15 protein-coding genes are annotated in these 18,119 nt (G+C 38.3%); 6 read left to right on the top strand and 9 right to left on the bottom strand.

The genetic code is table 11. The features are described 5' to 3' along the window. Window positions 1-357 precede the first annotated feature (357 nt). The 3 genes from psbX to VB691_RS18450 all read right to left on the bottom strand — a co-directional run bounded on the left by psbX (window position 358) and on the right by VB691_RS18450 (window position 3,483). On the bottom strand, window positions 358-480 hold the full coding sequence (psbX, locus tag VB691_RS18460) for a photosystem II reaction center X protein (RefSeq protein WP_323292986.1): 123 nt from the start codon (window positions 478-480) through the stop codon (window positions 358-360). 214 nt (window positions 481-694) lie between these two features. Further along, entirely contained in the window at window positions 695-2,578 is a 1,884-nt protein-coding gene (locus tag VB691_RS18455; RefSeq protein WP_323292985.1) for a hypothetical protein, read from the bottom strand. Window positions 2,579-2,679: 101 nt separating this feature from the next. After that, the gene (locus tag VB691_RS18450; RefSeq protein ID WP_323292984.1) at window positions 2,680-3,483 is read right to left on the bottom strand and encodes a hypothetical protein; all 804 of its coding nucleotides are present in this window, start codon (window positions 3,481-3,483) and stop codon (window positions 2,680-2,682) included. Window positions 3,484-3,585: 102 nt separating this feature from the next. Between VB691_RS18450 and VB691_RS18445 the strand changes: the two genes are divergently transcribed. Both VB691_RS18445 and ppc read left to right on the top strand, forming a co-directional pair. Further along, complete coding sequence (locus VB691_RS18445) at window positions 3,586-3,786, top strand: hypothetical protein (RefSeq protein WP_323292983.1); 201 nt, start codon at window positions 3,586-3,588, stop codon at window positions 3,784-3,786. A 261-nt stretch (window positions 3,787-4,047) separates the two neighbouring features. Beyond that, window positions 4,048-7,101 carry a phosphoenolpyruvate carboxylase gene (ppc, locus tag VB691_RS18440; RefSeq protein WP_323292982.1) on the top strand — a complete coding sequence of 1,018 codons (3,054 nt, stop codon included), beginning with the start codon at window positions 4,048-4,050 and terminating at the stop codon, window positions 7,099-7,101. Window positions 7,102-7,646: 545 nt separating this feature from the next. On the opposite strand, the gene VB691_RS18435 is transcribed toward ppc, so the two are convergent. Beyond that, on the bottom strand, window positions 7,647-8,660 hold the full coding sequence (locus VB691_RS18435) for a septal ring lytic transglycosylase RlpA family protein (protein ID WP_416245281.1): 1,014 nt from the start codon (window positions 8,658-8,660) through the stop codon (window positions 7,647-7,649). 555 nt (window positions 8,661-9,215) lie between these two features. On the opposite strand from VB691_RS18435, the gene VB691_RS18430 reads away from it, so the two are divergent. Then, window positions 9,216-10,295 carry a tocopherol cyclase family protein gene (locus VB691_RS18430; RefSeq protein WP_323292980.1) on the top strand — a complete coding sequence of 360 codons (1,080 nt, stop codon included), beginning with the start codon at window positions 9,216-9,218 and terminating at the stop codon, window positions 10,293-10,295. Here the strand turns inward: VB691_RS18430 and VB691_RS18425 are convergent. From VB691_RS18425 to VB691_RS18410, 4 genes are all read right to left on the bottom strand, one after another. Next, entirely contained in the window at window positions 10,292-11,791 is a 1,500-nt protein-coding gene (locus tag VB691_RS18425; RefSeq protein WP_323292979.1) for an EH signature domain-containing protein, read from the bottom strand. The genes VB691_RS18430 and VB691_RS18425 overlap by 4 nt on opposite strands. 2 nt (window positions 11,792-11,793) lie before the next feature. After that, window positions 11,794-12,522, bottom strand: a complete 729-nt coding sequence (locus VB691_RS18420) for an OmpA family protein (RefSeq protein ID WP_323292978.1) — start codon at window positions 12,520-12,522, stop codon at window positions 11,794-11,796. A 62-nt stretch (window positions 12,523-12,584) separates the two neighbouring features. Continuing rightward, the gene (locus VB691_RS18415; RefSeq protein ID WP_323292977.1) at window positions 12,585-14,666 is read right to left on the bottom strand and encodes a hypothetical protein; all 2,082 of its coding nucleotides are present in this window, start codon (window positions 14,664-14,666) and stop codon (window positions 12,585-12,587) included. Window positions 14,667-14,681: 15 nt separating this feature from the next. After that, window positions 14,682-15,017, bottom strand: coding sequence for a hypothetical protein (locus VB691_RS18410; protein ID WP_323292976.1), 336 nt, complete (start codon window positions 15,015-15,017; stop codon window positions 14,682-14,684). 182 nt (window positions 15,018-15,199) lie between these two features. Here VB691_RS18410 and VB691_RS18405 point away from each other — a divergent pair, with 182 nt between their 5' ends. Both VB691_RS18405 and VB691_RS18400 read left to right on the top strand, forming a co-directional pair. Then, window positions 15,200-15,577: a hypothetical protein gene (locus VB691_RS18405; RefSeq protein WP_323292975.1), complete on the top strand. Its 378-nt coding sequence runs from the start codon at window positions 15,200-15,202 to the stop codon at window positions 15,575-15,577. Between the two features lie 65 nt (window positions 15,578-15,642). After that, window positions 15,643-16,062 (top strand): hypothetical protein, encoded by a 420-nt coding sequence (locus tag VB691_RS18400; protein ID WP_323292974.1) that lies wholly within the window; start codon window positions 15,643-15,645, stop codon window positions 16,060-16,062. Between the two features lie 97 nt (window positions 16,063-16,159). Here the strand turns inward: VB691_RS18400 and VB691_RS18395 are convergent, their stop codons facing one another. After that, window positions 16,160-16,309, bottom strand: a complete 150-nt coding sequence (locus VB691_RS18395) for an isochorismate synthase (RefSeq protein ID WP_323292973.1) — start codon at window positions 16,307-16,309, stop codon at window positions 16,160-16,162. A gap of 453 nt (window positions 16,310-16,762) precedes the next feature. Between VB691_RS18395 and VB691_RS18390 the strand changes: the two genes are divergently transcribed. Continuing rightward, entirely contained in the window at window positions 16,763-18,112 is a 1,350-nt protein-coding gene (locus tag VB691_RS18390) for a nicotinate phosphoribosyltransferase (RefSeq protein ID WP_323292972.1), read from the top strand. Window positions 18,113-18,119: the final 7 nt, after the last annotated feature.

Genomic DNA, 18,119 nt, shown 5'->3' with positions numbered 1-18,119 from the left:
GTGTATATTCTTTGGACTTAGCGTAGGATTCAAGTCTTTCCCACTCTTCGTCAGACAACCGAATTCTAAGTATTTTGTTTCTTGCCATTGTAGTTATTTTAGTGCTACAATTATTATAACCGAGTAACCAGTAATGTGGGCCGGTTAGTAAACGAAAAAACTAGAAAGTACCAATAATCTCCCGTTAAGGCTACGCCTGTAACGGCGAGAGTGTCAAGGTAGCGAGTTTCTGTAAAACTTTACCCTTAGCATACCCAATCGGGTTCACTGACTTAAACTTAACAAATAACGAATCAGACTACCTTGGTTTGATCATCCTAGAAGGCCCCACCCTGACAAAGATGGGTGGGGACAAGCCTAGTAGTTGCGCTTGATTTTATCGCTTTGACTGATGAAGATCAATGCAACGGTGATGGGAATAACGACGATAACGCTTCCCCAAACAAGACTCCATAGGAAATTAGCTAAAGATGGTGTCATATATTTGTTACCCTTTTTCTGGTTTTGATACCCAACGTTACTTATTCTAAAGGGTTTTCAAGCAGTTACGTCAAGGAATTTTCAAAAAATCTGGGAGAGGAGTGGAGGGTTAGGAGTTGGCGATCGCTATCTTTAAGGTTAGTTTAGGGTTTAGACCGACGAGATTTATTACTTGGGACACATATTGAAAAAATTAACAAATTGCTTTGATTTATCATCGTCTCCAACGGAGAGAAGGTCGCTTAATCGGTTTTGGAGAAGATGATTGAGAAGTAGATTGTATTCGTAAATATTCTTTTAAGGATTCAAACTTTAACTCTTCATAAGAAGGAACCCAAAAGGGTAAATCATTAACTTCTCTTTTTTCCCTTTCATAAATTAGTTCTAATCCTCTCAAAAATTCCTCAAAATAGTCTTCATCATTTTTATCAAATTCTAAATTTTTATTTTTTTCTGCTTTACTTTTATAGTCTCTTAAATGTTTTTTTGCTTTATTATCTACTAAACCTTCTTTACGAATACCTAAATGGCAAATTGTCCAACAGGATTTTTGTAAATAACTTGGTTCTTTTTCCCTGCTTTCGTATAATTCTGTAAAAGCTACAGATAACCCACTAAAAGCGGCACTAACTCTTTGTTCATCTAATTCGCCTTCCAATTTTCCTAAAATTTCATCAGCTAAAGAAATATAATTTAAGTAAATATCTAACGACCATTTTCTGCATTCCCCTTCTGCCGTTGCCCACTCATTATAAAACTGTCTATCTTTACCTGAAATATTATCAGCTTCATTTCTAAATAATTCTACACTTTTTTCTGGGTCTTTCAATTTGCGATATAGAGAACTTAAGGTTACTAAAAATTGTTTGTTTTTAATTATGTTAAAAACAGAGTGAGCTAGATGACAACCTAGGTTTTCTTTCCTAGAGTCTTCTTCTTTTTTACCCTGGTTAAATATCCGCTTAGACAAATATCCCCACTTTTTAAACTTCTCTTTCTCGTTATCATTCCTGTCTTTGTCAATCATTGACATTGCAGTTTCAACTAAATCAATATATGGTTTTTCAAATTCGCTGTCGGGGCAATTTTTAAATAAAATTTCTTGTACAGCCATAGCTATTTTATAATGGCGTGTCAAAATACGTTCTGCTGATGCTCTGGTTGCAAGTGCTTCTTCTGCAAGTGGCTCAATAACTATTTTCTCAAGCTGATTTTCTTCTAACTTTAATACTTGTGCTAAAATATCCTTATATAGAATATCTTCTTTGACCCCATGAATCACTGAGATGTAGGTAAAAGCATCTTGTAACGTTAGGTTTTTTTCTCGATTAATATAGTTTTCTTGAAGCTTGATTAAAAGGTCTTCTTCCAGATGTTTTTTTAATCCTTCTTCACCCCACCTTACCTCAAGAATTGCACCAAAAAATGTTCCTTCATGAGAATAAGCGGCTTCACCTTTAGCAGCATCCAGCAATTTATTGGCTCTCTCTTGAACAGTTGTAACCTTAAATAATTCTTTTAACCCTTCTTGTCCATATTCGCCCCAAACTGTCACAATTTGCTCAGCATCTTTTGGTGATAATCCTCTTAGTTCCTCTTCACCATATATATATTGTCTCCATTCAGTTTTCCACTCTCTTTTTTTTCTGATGAATTGCCAATCTAAATTCAAACAACATAGCAAAAATTTTATATCTTTACGATTTCTGTGTCGAGTAATTGCTGTCAATATATTTATTATCATTAATTCTGCTTGAGAAATTACAATTAACCAAGGTTTATCGTTAGACTGAGGTAAATCTTGAATAAAATCAAACCAATCAATCTCTTCTCTGGGATTGTTACACCATAAAATATACCAAGCTTTCTGTCTTCCTAATTGACAAACAGTTTGTAAAATGGCAGTTCTTTTGCCTTCTCCCGTTGCACCTCTTAAAAAGGTTACAGATGGTTTAGAATTATATTTAGCTCCTTCTAGAAGGTTAACTAATTGGTCAACAATTTCCCGTTGAGGTATGACAAAACTTCTATCTGATGTCGACTTTTGTGCTAATATATCAGCCCATTCTGGAGAACGACCATTAAAAAAGCTCAGCATTCTTCCTCTATCTGCTGGTTTTTGATATTGGTTAATTAGCTCTTCATCAACAAGTTCCCAACCTTGACCGATAAGTTTTTCAATATATTTTTGTTGCTCAGTTATTTTTTTTTTAAATAACCTTGTTGAACGGTATCTGTCAGAAACCGAATAAAAGCTTCAGTTGCTAAATAAGTTGTATAGTAGAAATAGCTGTCATTCTTGTGGGGATCGGCTAGATCAATAACTGCTTTAATGATAATGGCTTTAGTATTTAAAAGATTAGCTGTACGTAAGACAGCATAACTTTCCATTTCAATCCCTACTAATTTTCTTTCCCATTCTGCTGCTTCCTCAACTAATGTCACATCTTTGACAACAAAATCAGATGAACCCATTGCCATATCTTGTTCATTCCAGACTTTAGGATTTCTATCAGGTTTAAGAGTTCCTTTTATTTTTTTATTCGTATGGATTTCACCCATAATTTCTTCTGTAAAAAAACTACGCATATACTGGGAATATTTCTGATTAATTTGTTCGACTTTCTGCTCTTTTTCGATTTTGCCATTTTTAAATGAGCCAAATCGATAATGATAGGCTTTATCAGGTATAATTAAATCTCCAATATTTACCCCTTTATCTTCACGTCCAGCACAGATACCAATCATCCCTAGAAGTTCAGGTTTAAAGGCAGTAATTGCTTGTGTTGTTAAGATGGCAGAATCAGTTAATCCCATTCCCCTTGCGTAAGCGGCAGCAATAGTAATATCTGTTTCTGGTAGTGTCCCAATTTTATACTGAAGACTGGATATTGGGTCATCCTCAAATTTACTCCAATTAAAATCTTCTCTGTCTAATAAATAGTCTAATTCGCTCTTTAAAGCACTAATAACTACTATATCTACTGGGACACAATCGCTCATACTTGTCATCTTACTGATAAAAAACCTAAAATAATCAACTTATTGCTAGTTGAGTTTTATAATCTTATCATGAATAGGGAGTTTCCTTAGTGGTGAGTATTTATGAGTAAATCGAATCAGTCTCCCGATTGTATGGTCATGGGATTAAGTTTAGCTACGGCCCCGTTTCTGTTGGGTTTGCTAGTCGTTCATGCTGTAGCTGAGGAATTATTACAACTGGGACAAAACAGCGAGGAGATTTTTCGGGGCGATCGCTTACCCATTCTCAACTTTCCCGAAACCACTGATGAGAGCAACGAATAATTAAGCCGTTTATTAAAGTATCCTTTAAATTTCTGCAAATCCCCACAATAAACCCCCCTAAATGAGAGAAGAACCGATAAAATAATGGGGGTTATACCTCTGCGCGAAAGGCAAAAGGCAACACTTCGACTTCGCTCAGTGATCAAAGGAACAAGTAGAGGTCAGCGACTGTTGACAGCTACGGATGTCCTATCTGATAACCCGATCTGACTTGAGCTATCTAACCAGAACTCAATCGTAAAAATGTCCCTTGAGGTTCCTATGAGTCCGCTTCTTGAATCATTGCAGTCCACTCTTGAAGACGTAAATATTTTCTCCACCTCTGACCTATTTTTGCGCCAGCGTCTCAAATTAGTCGAAGATTTGTGGGAAGCGGTATTACGGGCAGAATGTGGCCAAGAATTAGTAGATTTACTCAAAAAACTGCGGAAAATTTGCTCACCAGAAGGACAAGTTACCGATAAACCGAAAACATCCGTTAATGAACTAATAGAAGGGTTAGAACTCAATGAAGCTATCCGCGCAGCGCGGGCTTTTGCTCTTTATTTTCAGTTAATTAATATTGTTGAACAACACTACGAACAACGAGATCAACAATTAAACCGACGGGCCACCTATCAAGACCCCGCAAAAGAAAAAGCTAGTAGCAACGAAGAACAGTCTACTACTGGGTCAATGGGGGCTGATTTACTGGAAAAGAGCTTAGTAAGTAGCGAAAATCCCCAAGAAAAAGCAGGAACATTCCATTCCCTATTTCCCCAATTAAAACAGCTAAATGTTCCCCCCCAAGTAATTCAACGTCTCCTTAATCAATTAGATATTCGCCTCGTTTTTACCGCACATCCCACAGAAATTGTCCGCCATACCATTCGCCTTAAACAACGACGTATTGTGAACCTTCTGAGGCGTTTAGATCGGGCAGAAGAAGCCTTTCGGGGAATGGGACTCAGTACCTCTTGGGAATCAAATTCAGCTATTGAACAACTCACCGAAGAAATTCGTCTCTGGTGGCGTACAGATGAACTGCATCAATTTAAACCTAGTGTTCTCGATGAGGTAGACTATACCCTCCACTACTTTGATGAGGTTTTATGTGATGCTCTGCCCCAACTTTCCGTAAGATTACAACAAGCCTTAAAATCTTCTTTCCCTTGGTTAAAATCTCCCCGTAACACCTTTTGTCGCTTTGGATCTTGGGTAGGAGGCGATCGAGATGGCAACCCTTCTGTTACGCCTGAAGTGACTTGGCGAACAGCCTGTTATCAGCGTAATCTGATCCTAGAAAAGTATTTATTAGCCATTGACGATTTGACAGAAATTTTAAGTCCCTCTCTCCATTGGAGTAATGTCTCTCAAGACTTATTAGACTCTCTGGAACGCGATCGCGTGAAAATGCCAGATATTTATGATGACTTAGCCATTCGTTACCGTCAAGAACCCTATCGCCTCAAGTTAGCTTACATTCAAAGGCGGTTAGAAAAGACCCGCGATCGCAATAATCGTTTGGCTAACCCAGACAAGCAACAAGTAGTGTCAGAAACGGCTGAACAGAATATTTATCATTCCGGGGCCGAATTTTGGGAAGAACTCCAGCTAATTAAACGTAATTTAGAAGAAACCGGACTAAAGTGTCAGGAACTGGAAAACTTAATTTTTCAGGCGGAAATGTTTGGCTTTACCCTGACTGAGTTAGATTTTCGTCAAGAATCTTCCCGTCATTCCGAGGCGATCGAAGAAATTGCCAGTTATTTAAACATTCTGCCCCAACCCTACGGTAAGTTATCAGAAGCGGAAAAAATTAATTGGTTGGTCAAAGAATTACAAACCCGTCGCCCTCTCATTCCCCTGGATATGCCCTTTGAAGGCAAAACCTACGAAACCATCGAAACCTTGAGAATGCTGCGGTATCTCCAACAGGAATTTGGCTTAGATATCTGTCAAACTTACATTATCAGCATGACTAATGATGTCAGTGATGTCTTAGAAGTGCTGCTATTAGCCAAAGAAGCGGGACTTTATGATCCGGGAACCAGCACAACCAGCATTCGTATTGTTCCCCTGTTTGAGACGGTAGATGACTTAAAACGGGCCCCAGAAATTATGGGGGCATTATTTGAGTTACCCTTATACCGCGCTTCCTTAGCGGGAGGATATGAATACCTCAACGGCTCAGAAACAGCCAATTTACCCATTCCTGTCTTACAACCCACCAATTTACAAGAAATTATGGTGGGTTATTCTGATAGCAACAAAGATTCTGGGTTTTTGAGTAGTAACTGGGAAATTCATAAAGCCCAAAAAGCCCTACAAAAAGTGGCTGAACCCTATCACATTGACCTCAGACTATTTCATGGCCGGGGTGGTTCAGTGGGACGAGGTGGCGGCCCTGCCTATGCCGCTATTTTAGCCCAACCCACTGCTACCATTAACGGACGGATTAAGATTACGGAACAGGGGGAAGTGTTAGCCTCTAAATATTCCTTACCAGAACTTGCCTTATACAACTTAGAAACCGTCACCACAGCAGTTATTCAAGCCAGTTTGTTAGGGAGTGGGTTTGATGATATTAGCCCTTGGAACGATATCATGGAGGAGTTAGCGAGTTGGGCGCGTAAAGCTTATCGGGGCTTGATTTATGAGCAACCCGATTTTATTGACTTCTTTATGTCCGTGACTCCCATTCCAGAAATTAGTCAATTACAGATTAGTTCTCGTCCCGCGAGACGCAAGAGTGCGAAAAAGGATTTAAGTACCTTACGGGCTATTCCTTGGGTATTTAGTTGGACACAAAGCCGTTTTCTGCTTCCCGCTTGGTATGGTGTGGGAACCGCCTTACAAACCTTTTTGGATCAAGAACCTGATGAGAATTTGAAGTTACTGCGTTATTTTTACTTAAAATGGCCATTCTTTAAAATGGTGATTTCTAAGGTAGAAATGACCCTCTCCAAAGTCGATTTACAAATTGCTCATCATTACGTCAGAGAGTTATCAAAACCCGAAGATCTTGAAAGATTTGAACGAGTATTTGACCAAATTTCCCAAGAATATCATCGGACAAGAGATATTGTTCTAACCATTACCGATCAACAAAAATTATTAGATGGGGATATCCCCTTACAGCGATCAGTTCAGTTAAGAAATGGAACAATTGTTCCTTTGGGATTTTTACAAGTTTCCTTACTCAAACGGTTACGTCAATATACCCATCAAGCTGAGTCTGGAGTTGTTCATTTCCGCTACTCAAAAGAGGAGTTATTACGGGGCGCATTATTAACAATTAATGGTATTGCGGCCGGAATGCGGAATACGGGGTGACATCCTCCCACGCACGCCACTACGTTTTGTGCGGGGAACCTCCCTAACTCACGATAGGGCATTCCTGGTTATTCTCGCTCATGCGAGGTTTCGCCACTTATCTAAAACTCGTTGGTACAAATGATGATAAACATCTCCCACCGTTGGTTCCCCGACAGAACGACTAATCAGGCGTTTTCGTTTTCCAGAGTCCCTGGATACTTGTCGATTTGTTCAATTTTTTGTCGTATTTCCCAAGCTCGGTCGGTTCCGTCAATTGACTACCTTTCACTCTCATCTTGGATGGGTACACCCCAACTTGGGCTGCGATTTAGGTTTTTTACCTGGCGGCCACATCTATTATGTCACAAAACTGTTGCTTTGGCTATCATCCCTCGATTTTCGTTCCTCAATCGGGGATTTCTCGCCAAAAAGAGGTTAAACAGTAACACAACCTTCTAGGTTGTCACAAACAAGGATTGTACTGAAGATGATGCCGGGCAGGTTTATCCAACATTTTTGTTAAAATCATGGATTTTTGCGAGAAACCCGCCCCTAGGAACATCTTATCGTCCGAGAACTTCCAACTGAACAGGGGCCACACCGCTATTCACTACGCCAATAAGACTGGCAGCACCTCTGGATAAGTCGATCACTCGTCCATGGGCGTAGGGGCCACGATCATTAATGCGAACAGTGACAGAGCGACCATTATTCAGGTTAGTTACCCGAACTTGAGTACCAAAGGGCAGGGTTTTATGAGCCGCAGTTAAACCATTTTGATTGTACCGTTCTCCATTGGCCGTTAATCGACCATGAAATCCAGGGCCATACCAAGAAGCCATACCCTTACGACGACTGGTGACAGTTTGAATACTGGCTATCCCTGTGCTATTGGTTGACTGATTGGGGTCTACAATAGCCGTTAAGGGGGCTGCTTGTCCCATCAACCGTCGTATACGATTTGTCGCTTGCAAGGCATCTACTGCTCGATTATTGGTGGTATCTGGTAAAATAACCTGTCCATCAACCTTAACCAATTCTTCTGAGTTGATTTTGATCCGATAGGATTTATCGGTTTTATCTTGGACGACAATGATCTGTTCAGCTTTGAATTTTTCGTCTTGACTGAGTTCATTCAAGCGTTTGGCCAACCCTTGGGCGCGAACAATAGCGTCACTTTCGATTTGGGTTAGATCAATCTCATTATTCCCGTCTTGAATGGCTGCTAGGTCAGCTTTCGACCCCAAAAAGGTTAATACAGGAATCTGACGGATTTTTAGGGTAACAGCCAGTTTGTATTTCCATCGGTGGAGATGGAGGGTGACAATCTCACTTTGAGGGAGTTGATTCTCTAAATCAGTTTTGACAGGCCCTAAACTGACAACATTTTGGGCTTGAAATTGGGAACTTTCTGGGGTGATTAGTGTCCCAATTCCTAGAAGTTCCCCTAGTTGATCCACCTTCTCCTTGGCATCGGATGCCAGAGAGCATTGGAGAGAGAGTCCAATCATGGTGGTCGTCCCCAGGGTAGTCATGATTGCCGTTGTTGTTAGTCTGGTCCAAAATTTATTGTTCATAGATCTTGTGTTAAGTGAGTTGTTCGACCCCTCGAAACTTCGTTGATTCAATGGATTTTCCAACCTTGACTCCTCACAGAACTGTCTTTTACATTTCTTAAACTGTTACACCGTAACATGAAATTTTCGGGGGGTGTTGCCTTCCTGATAATCATTCAGGTGGGTTTCTATTGAATCTTTTAATAAAGGTTTACAGGAAAACGGATATGCAATACGATAGTAGATTTGACTAATTTTGAGTAAAAATGACTGCTCAGATCCATGTGATCTAGCTAACAATTAACCAAAGGTTAATCAGGGAATGAGTGATGGGATAAGGAGATTAAGGATGTAACACAAACGGCGACAAGTCCTGCCAACTTAAGTATTTCTACTGAGAAGGTAATGTTACAGTTTAAACATAGTCACCCTGAGAAACGCCAAAATCTTGATCATTGTCGCAGTCTTTCATCAGAATTTTAAATAACACTTGACAAACAGCAGATTAATTCTTTATTCATGATGTCGAAGTATGCTCGTGTTAAAGTGTTCACAATTCTTATGTAAACGCTATTTATGAATAAACCTTGTCAAACTCCTCATTGTGGCTATCATTGGGATGGCAGTAACCAACGTTTTTTTGAAGGGTGGTATTATCGGGTAACTTTACCAGAATGGGGTCAAACTTTTGGGTTTATGTACTCCATTGATGATCCCGTTGGAGGAAAATCTCATAGTGGAGGGGCGGCCCAAATTTTAGGGGCAAATGATCAATATTTATGTCGTACTTTTCCCGATGTTAAAACATTTTGGGCAAGCTATCATCAGTTAGGTTTAGGCCATTGGGGCAAAACTAAATTATCTCTAAAACCTCAATTACTTGATCCAGTTATTTTTGAACAAAAGATTGAAGAAGGATATCAAGCAAACGCTATATTAAATCAAGGTTATATCTGCGATCGCGCGACTAAAAATTATTGCCGTTGGTGTTATGAAATTGAACCAATTGATGGTTGGGGAAATCGTAATTTTTCGCAAAAACCAACCGCAGGATGGCTTTCTTTTTTGCCAATTTTTGACCCAGGATGGCAAGTTTTAATGGCTCATGGCTATGCCAATGGTTGGATTGATTGGAATGGGAAAATATATGATTTTACTCGGGCCCCTGCTTATAGTGAAAAAAATTGGGGACGCTCTTTTCCTATTAAGTGGTTTTGGATTAATTGTAATAGTTTTCTTGAAGAATCTGAGTTAACTTTAACCGCCGTTGGCGGCATTCGAGAGGTTTTCGGGTGGACTGAATCAGTGGGATTAATTGGCTTACATTATCAAGGAAAATTCTATCAATTTAAGCGAGAAAATAGCCAGTTATCTTGGCAAATTAAGCCTTGGGGAAGATGGGAAATGGAAGGAAAAAATGCAGATTTTACAATTAAAATTGTGGGAACAACTGACCAAGCTGGCAATTATGTTCGTGTACCGACGGCTGAGGGATTACAGTTTAATTGTCGAGATACCATGCAAGGAAATCTTAGTCTAGAATTACGGCAAACTCAAGGGCAATTAATCCTCAAAGCTGTTAGTCATTTAGGGGGTTTAGAAGTTGGGGGAATATCTTGGGATAATCCTTGGCTTTATAAGACTTCCGATGTTTAAATTTCTCCGGCCCATCTTCTTGCTTCTTCTTCAAGTTGTTGGATGTCTTCTCTCCAATATCTTAGTTTTTGTCGGCGTTTTCTTCTGTCTTCAGGTGAAATTGCTGGTAAACCCCGATTGGGATTATATTGACAATGTTGGCGAGGTAATCCTTTAAAATAGATAGTCCCTTCATTGGGATAAATCTCTCTTTGTCTAAGCCATTGTACACAATCTCCTTGCCAACAGAATACATGGTCATGAGTTTCACCACCATAGAAACGAAGCTTTTTAAGACATAAATTATCATCTTCAAACAACTTTTTTTCTAATTCTGGAGTTTTTGGAAATAATCGAATCTCACTCCCACGTCCTCTAAAAAATTCGACAATAAGCCACTGTCCAAAATCAAAAATACAAACTTCTGTCATTTCACTGCCATCTTCTTTAAGAATGGTAGTATTTTGGTTGCCTAAATCACTACTTAAAACTTTGGCTGATGAAGGAGGGAGAAGGATACGAATTCTCTCAAACCTATCACAATAATTCCACCAAAAGTCCTTTCTTCTTTCTAATTGATTTTTTTTCCAGTCCTCAAGATAAAGACGCTGCAAAATCAATTGAATTAGTTGTTGAAAATCTTGGTAATTGGCTGCTCCCATCCATTGACACAAGGATTTTTTAGCCGAAGAAGAAAGTTGGTTCCAGAAAGAATTAGGGAGACTTGGGCTAGAATATTGCTTAATCCAATTAACTAATTCAGGGTACTTGATACTATCTTCTCTAGAAATATTCTCTAACAACAAATTTACCCCATTAACTTGCCGTTGCTTATTCATCTCCTCTAAACAATTTATGAGCCAGGTTACTTGAGTATTATTGCGAGTAGTTGAATTAATAAATTGAGAACAAACTTTATCAAGTGCATGATTGATTTCGAGAATTTTTTGAGGTAAATCTAAATTGGCAAAAAGTTGGCGAGGAGTTTGTAATTTATCTAAACTAATTTTTGCTAAATTGTAAGCATAATTATTCTGATCTTGTAAAGACTTAATTATTTTAACAATACAGCGATCTCGATCAGTTTGGGGAACATATAACGTAAATTGTTCAAGCAAAGAGTTTGACACCTCTGGACAATTTATTGACTGACTATAATGAAGAACTAAATTCCAAAATAAATAATGTTTTAACCAAGGATTATCTTTGGCAAAATTCCAAATATTTTCAGAAATATTGTTACTTTTTTCTTGATTTTTTTGCTCCCATATTTTCTTTAAATTAATACAATGAATCCACTCTAAACTACTAAGATTTTGGGTATTACCTTGTTCAATATCTTGAAAAATTTCATCTAGAGAACGAGGATACTTAACATTATGATTAGTTATCCCATCAGCTAAAGCAGGAGACATAATCCCTGATTCGTCATTATTTGATCCCGCTAATCTTAAAAGTTCTCTGGCTGTGAGTTGGGAGAATTCTGGTAATATTAGGGTTGAAAAATGAAATGTCATGTCTATTTTTTTCCTTCTGATGAGTTATTATTTTTTTCTTTATCAAGGAAGTCTTGAATATCCACTGGACGAAATTGAAAGCGAAAAATGACCTTGCGATCGCGTGGATTATCAAAGGATGAATCAGCATCAATTTCACCTCGACCAGCTGATAAAAGTTTTTGCTTAAACTGTTCTTTTGTGGGAAAATTGATCTGATTTGAAAAAATATAATCTGAAACACTTAAAGATCTTCGCAGACTTAGTTCCATATTATCTTTTTCAGGGCCTTTAGAACTGGTATGACCTTCAACAATAACCCGAATAATTTGACGATCAAACAAATCATCTGAAAAAATTACTTGACTATAAACAGGAATAAATTGTTGTAGAAATTTCTTCCCTTCTGGCTTAAGTTCTGTACTTCCTTCATCAAAAAGAATCTGTTCTCCTAAACTTACATCACCTGTTTCTGGATCGACAGTAAAAAGACCTGTTCCTCCTACTTTTCCTTCAACTGCATTGATAATTCTGATAGGTAATTCATCAATAGCTTGTTTATATTTTTGTAATTCTGTCTCAAGTTTTTTTGCTCGTTGAATTTCTGCTTGTAATTGTACCTGAACAGTCACAAATAACAAAGCAAATAACATTAATAATCCAGACATTAAATCCCCAATAGAGAGCCAAACTCCTGCATCCTGCTCCTCTAATCCTTCTGCATCTAATTCATGATCCTCTGAGCCATTCATGCTTAAATACTCCACTAATTTTGTTATGTTTGTTATTGAAATCCACTTAATTTTTGTATGAATTAGTGAATTATCTGGGCCCTTCCATTACCATTACCATTACCATTACCATTACCATTACCGTTGCCATTCTGATTCTGAGTATTATGTAAATTATTAGCTGCTGTTACTAAATATTCAGCAACATTCATTAATCCAACAGATGTTTGGTTCAGTTTTTCACAGATTTGAGCCGTGCTACGATCTGCTTCATTAAAGCTATTGCTGTAAGATTCATTAGCTTGTTGTAAATAATCATTCAACTGTTCTTGTCCTAACTGGAGAGCCTCATAAAATTGATTTGTCATACTTTGATAAGCCCTTTCAACTCTCTGCGCTTCCCCTCCAATCGTACGGGCTAATTCTTGTAATTGTCCTAGACGTTCACTAGAATTCATACCGATAGCAATAGCCAAATTATTGACGATTTCTACGCTGTTTTTAATGTTGTTTAAACTGTCATCAATCTGCTCTGACATCTGTTGTCGTTTAGTTGCTTCATCATGAAAGGTTTGTTGTAAACTAGACACGACTTGAGCAAGTCCATCTCGTTGTTGTCCAAGAGTTTCATTTAGAAGATTATTTTGTTCGTTAAAGAATGCTTGTAATGCTGCTTGATAGTCGAGACGAAAATGTTCTAATTCTGATTGAACAGTGTGACGAGTATTTTGCAACATTGCATCAATATTTTCTAATGTTCCGAGGAGGTTCTCTTTAGCTTGATTGAGTAAGTTAGAGGCTTCTTGTCCAACACTTATTAATGTATTTGATTGCTGTTGAAATGTTTGATTAGCTTGTTTAAGAATCGACTCAGTAGATGAGTGAACATCTTTCAACATTTCCCGTTGTTGCTGTGCTTGAGTATCTAGGGCTGTTTGTAAATCTTCTCGAATTCCTCGGAATGTATTAGATGCTTGAATTGCACTTTCTTCAAATGAAGTTCTTTGAGCATCTAACCCTTTAATACTTTGTTCAACGGCTCGATTAATTTCTGAGGCAACTTGTTCAAGAACTCCTTTTGTATCAACACGGAATTGAGCCAAAATTTCTTGTAAATTTGAGGCAAATTGTTGAAGTTCTTGCAAGGTATCTTGTTGAAAAGTTTGAATTGTTTCTACTGCACCTGTTAAACTTTGAGCAATTCCCCCTAGCTCTGTTTTCAGTTCTTTTACTGCTTCAGAAGCATCTTGAGTTAATTTGGCACTTTGATCTAAGCGAGTAACAACAGGTTCAATTAATTCATTACGAAGTTGGTGAACTAGGTTATTTACTGTTGTTCCTTGTTCTTCCTGGAGTTGTCGTAGAGCTTGCAATTCTTGAACAATAAGATTATTTTCTGAGGAAATAGCTTGTTTAATAGCCTGTCCAATTGCGTCAGCACTTAACCCTGACAAACTATCAGCAACGGATTGAAGGCTTTTAGCAGTTGTTTGATCAGAACTTGTATCAAGTCTGGATAAAAGACGTTCTGAGGTTTGAATAAAGGCAATTTCACTGAGTTTTTTTCGGAGTTTGTTGCGATAATCACTTCTATTTTTTGCTCCGAAATATAGCCCGATCATTGAAATAATAGATGTTGATACACCAACTAATGAAGTAAAAAAAGCAACTTTCATGCCAGAAAGCAATTTTGTGCTGGCATCAATTAGGGTATTGGTATCAGCAATGTTATCTAAATTCACCCCCTGTAATCCGAATGAAATCCCGATAAATGTACCGAGTATTCCTAAAGCAGTCAGTAGGGTTGGTGCATAATAAACAGGACTACGAGGAACAGGCTTATTCAAGATAGAAGGGTAAGATAGTAAAACAAATAAATTATTTTCTTGTCTGATTTTAACTCCTAATTCTATATCTTCCACCTCAAAATGCTTTGTAATCCATCGAATAATCTTTGGATCAATATTATGAAATAATATAATTCCTTGTGCTTTGTATTTCTCAATAATTTGAATCCCTTTTTCAGTTAACGTACAATCAGATTGTTGATAGTTTCGACAAGCTAGTATCTCTACTGCTACAAACAAAATAAAGACGGCAAGTATAATTACTAAACTTGCCATTGTTAAGGGGTCATTAACGAGCTTACTTAAGGTAGTTAACATAAATTTTTCTTCCAATTAATTGTTGCTAAATTTTTGAATTTCTGTGGATGATAATACTTCTTGCGCTACCCTAATCGGAAGATGAGCAGCATCTTTAAATCCCTCGATGGGACTAACAAGCTGTAAGCTATACAAAGGTTCATCATTCTCTGTGTTTTGATGTTCTATCAAATACACAAAATTAGGCGAATAACAACGCAATAGACGAACCTGTAAGCGAGTTTTTAGTTCTCTGAGAGACTGCGCTAACCCCGAATTTTCCTGAAAAAGATCTTTGGCGACTTTCCAGGCATGATTAACAGCAACAATTTCTTTGATCAGTTGTTCGAGGGAAGGAGAGAGTAATTCCATATGAAATTGTGATTACAACTAAGCAGCATTTTTTCTTGAAAGAAACAGCAAAAGCCCTTTCTTCCTGCAAATTGTCTACCCCTATGCTGAGTGTTCCCATTTCAGGTTTATAAATATACAGAGGGAATGAGAAATATGTGTAAAAATGTAAATAGGTAATCTATAAGCTGGAGATGTATTATATGGCTGGTCTGAGTGATTTGGTGCAAAAAGCCTTATATCTGGGAGTTGGTATTGCTTCTTATGCAGCGGAAAAAGCAAATGTGAACTTACAGGAGTTGAAAGTGCAGGCCCAGAAGTTGGCCGATGAAATGGTAGCACGGGGAGAAATGACGACTGAGGAAGCGCGTAAATATGTGGATGATCTGATTCAACAAGCGCAACAACAAGCCCCTGATGCAACGGAGAAATCTCAATCAGAAAAATCAGGACCTCGTTTAATTGAAATTATCCCAGAAGATGAGGAGGAAACGCCCGCCTCGAAACCGGAAAATTTAGATGAGTTAAAGAAACAAGTTGAATCTTTACAAGATGAATTAAAACGCTTAAAACGTCAATAATTAACTTTTTCTCTCGCCTAATTTAATAGATGGCGATTATTTACAGTTTAATCAAAAGGCATAAGATGGAAGACTGGCAAAAAGAATTAGTGGAATGGTTAGGAACGGTTACAGTTGCCGTTGAGGAGTTCGTGGATGAAGTGGGTCAAGTTGTTGAAACAGCATCTGAAGAATTCCAAACGGATTTGGTGAGGGAAATTGATCAATTTTTTGAGGATGTTTTTAGTCCAATCATTGATATTTCTATTGAAGAAGACATCAATATTTCTTATTATTTTAATGAAGATCCTGATTTGATGCTTTCCCCGAAAATTGAGCCAACATTTAATGTTCATCCGGCTTGTCGGGGTTGTCATCATTATCATGGACGGGTTTACGGTAAGCATTTATTAGTCTGTGGAATGCACCCCTCTGGTTCTCATACTTCTCAATGTCCTGACTGGGAAGGGACTAATAATATTTCCCAGATCAATGATAATAATTAAAATAATTAAAAGGTGGAATTTTAGGACAAATTCCACCCTATAAAACGCTCTGCAACTCATCAAATCTAGTCAATTTTTTACACGCAAATTACCTCATTCAAACCTTATCTGCTGTCTTGGTATAGGGTTCACAGTCAAACGGTTGTACCCCCATCTCACTATAGTCGTCTTTGGCCGGACTAAAAATCCGGGCAAAGCCTTCCGTAATATATTGAACCCAATTTTGTAACTTTTCGTTAATTTTCATACTATTTGCCTTCCACTCGATTTAATTGCTTATTTAAGTTAGTCTCAACTTTGTCAGTTCAAAGAGAACAGTTTTTTCTCCTCTAATCTGATTATGTAATGAGAGACTAAGGTTTTAGGGATCTAAGCAATAAATATTTAATTTTCTTTATAATAGTTAGCTTTTGAGGGGATATTGTTTGAAGTTTTCTAAAGAAACTTATCTTTTTTGCAAACTTTTTTCGTACTTCCTACTAATTATTACCTCATTTTTTGGTAATTGACAAGCCTTTTAACGAAAATCTTGCACCTAGCTTGAAAAACCCGATTTTTTACCAAACAGTAAGGAAGTCATGCTTGGTTTGCTGTCTTTAAAAATCGGGTTTTTGTGATTTTTAAATTATGGTGCAAGATCTCAGTTTTGGTAAAATCTACTATAATTAAATTAATAAAGAAAAATTTTTAGGCATCAACCATGTTAAAAGAAGACCAAGAACTGACCCTAAACCCCCAAAACTACAGCCTTTTGACGGATTTGTATCAGCTAACCATGGCCGCTTGTTACGTTGGCGAAGGAATAGCAGAACGTCGGGGGAGTTTTGAACTGTTTGTGCGTAATTTGCCCGACCATTTGGGTTATCTCATCGCCATGGGACTAGCTCAGGGGTTAGATTATCTTGAAAAATTCAGGTTTAACGAACAGCAGTTAGAAGCGTTGCAGAAAACAGGGATTTTTGACCAAGCACCGCCGGAATTTTGGTCATTGTTGCAGACAGGAAGCTTTACGGGGGATGTATGGGCGGTTCCCGAAGGTACGGCGGTGTTTGCTAATGAACCCTTATTGCGGGTGGAGGCCCCCTTATGGCAAGCGCAAATTGCGGAAACCTACTTATTAAATACCCTAAACTATCAAACTTTAATCGCCACCAGAGCCGCTAGAATGCGAGATATAGCAGGGAAAACGGCAACTTTGTTAGAATTTGGCACGAGACGGGCTTTCAGTCCTCAAGGGGCAATTTGGGCGGCTAGGGCGGCTTTAGCGGCAGGGTTTGACGCGACTTCTAATGTGTTTGCGGCCTTGCAGTTAAACCAGAAACCCAGTGGAACCATGGCCCATGCTTTGGTAATGGCGATTAAAGCCTTATCAGGTAGTGAGGATGAGGCTTTTGCGGCTTTTGGTCGTTATTTTCCTGGGGCAACGTTGTTAATTGACACCTATGATACAGTGGCTGCGGCGGAACGGTTGGCCCAAAAAATGCAAGCAGGAGAGGCAGAAATTAGGGGAGTACGCCTTGATTCAGGGGATTTAGTCACATTATCCCAAAAAGTGCGATCGCTGCTGCCGACGGTCAAAATTTTTGCCAGTGGGGACATTGATGAATGGGAAATTAAGCGTTTGCAGGAAGCTAAGGCGGTTATTGATGGCTATGGGGTGGGAACTCGCTTAGTTACGGGGGAACCTGTTAATGGGGTCTATAAATTAGTTGATATTGATGGCATTCCAACCATGAAACAATCTAGCCATAAAATGACTTATCCGGGGTGTAAACAGATATTTCGGACAGAAGTTCAGGGAATAATTAAGGGGGATAGGTTAACATTAGCAGATGAACCAGCCCAAGCAGGAGAAATCCCTTTATTACAATTGGTCATGAAAGATGGTAAACCTTTAAATAATCCTGAAGCTTTAGGAACAATTCGCCAACGGGTTCAAACATCAGTTAAGAGTCTGCCAGCAGAGACGCGTAATTTGAGCAATCCGATGCCAATTTCTGTTAAAATTTCTGCTAAATTAGAAGCTTTACGTCAATCATTAGTTGTTTAAGTTTGGA

It is taken from the genome of Crocosphaera sp. XPORK-15E (assembly GCF_034931425.1).
Taxonomy (GTDB): Bacteria; Cyanobacteriota; Cyanobacteriia; order Cyanobacteriales; family Microcystaceae; genus UHCC-0190.
The sequence above is the reverse complement of the archived record's forward strand: the minus strand, read 5'-3'. Positions and strand labels throughout refer to the sequence as shown.